Below are 1,442 nucleotides of genomic sequence, written 5' to 3' on the forward strand. Positions count from 1 at the left end.
GGCTTGGCGGCGGCCAGGCAGGTCACACTGACGGAGCGGGTCAGGCCAACGTAGAGCACGCGTGCCGAGTCAGCCTGGCGCCGGGCCAGGACCCGCTGCGCGACAGTCGAGGAGTCGGCCGCTCCGGTGAGCGGCTTGAATCCCTTGGTGCCGAACGGCCAGGGCCAGAAGCGGATCCAGCGTCCGACGAGGGGATCGCGGACGTCGATCTCATCGACGCCTTCGACAGCCACGCCCCACGGTTTAGCTACGACGTCGGTGTCGAGGCTTGCCAGTACAACGGCCGGCCATTCCAGCCCCTTGGCCTTGTGGTAGGTCAGCACGTTCACGACGTCGTCGCCGAAGTTCTCGCTGCCGGTGCTTTCCGCGTCCGCAAGAAACTTGAGCGACCCGCTCAGCGTGACGGGCTTGCTCAGCGCGGCACACGACTCGTAATACTGCTCCAGCAGGGAGCGCAGCGCGTCCAGATTCTTGAGCCGGGTTCCCGGGTTGCTCCACGTCTTGATGAGCCGGGCGATCCCGAGGCGCGATGAGACCTCTTCCATGATTTCGGTGGGCGTGCATACCGTCGCCAGGCCGCGGAGCTCAACCAAGCCGGACACCAGCGGGTCGCTGGCCCAGCGCTGGAGCTCTTCCCGGGGTTCCTCGGCGTCGAACAGTGCGGGGACCCAGCGGCCGAACTGGGGATGGTCAGGATGCAGGTGCGCCAACTCAGCCAAGGCCACGGTGTCGTCGTCGGACGCGACGAAGGCCATCCCGGCGCGGACCAGCTGAATTTCCCGAGCGGCGAACAACGAGGAGGTGTTGGTGGTCGCCTTGACTCCGAGCGCCGCCAGTTCCGCGGCAATGGCCGCCACAGCGTCGTTTGACCGGGCGAGGACCGCGACTTCGGACCCCTTGAAGTTACGCCGCTGCAGCAGATCCACGACGCCGGCGGCGACCGCCCGCCGCTGCTCCGGCACGGTCTTGGCAGCCAGTGTCCAGGCCTCCCTGGCGCCGCCCAGGGCGTTCTTGGGATGCGCGGCGTCGAGGCAGGCCTGGGGCACCGTTAGAAGGATTTCGTCCTCGCTCAGCTCCGGGAACATGGCGAGGCTGATCGCGTTCGAGAGGTCGATGACGGATTCTTTGGAACGCCAGGAATCATGCAGCTGGGTCTTGCTCTCAACCCGGGCGGCCACGGCTTTCATCAGCTCCGGGTCAGTGCCTCGGAATTCGTAGATAGCCTGCTTGGAGTCGCCCACCCAGACCACCTTGTCCACCAGCTCAGCGAACTTGGTGAACAGCTGGAGTTGCAGTGGGCTGGTGTCCTGGAACTCGTCCACCACCATGAACTTGATGCGGCCGGTGATGGAGGCGCGGAATTCCGGGTTGTTCTCCAGCAGATCCAGAACCAGGGTTTCCTGGTCCGCGAAGTCAATCAGTCCGTATTGCCGCTTGAAGTC

At 65.4% G+C, this 1,442-nt stretch carries 1 protein-coding gene; it reads right to left on the bottom strand.

Annotated elements, in window-relative coordinates; all coding sequences use genetic code 11:
• Positions 1–1,442 (bottom strand): UvrD-helicase domain-containing protein (locus LQV45_RS32115; RefSeq protein WP_230011569.1); only part of this gene is annotated, 1,442 nt, incomplete at both ends.

The sequence above is a fragment of the Microbacterium sp. Bi128 genome (assembly GCF_918698205.1).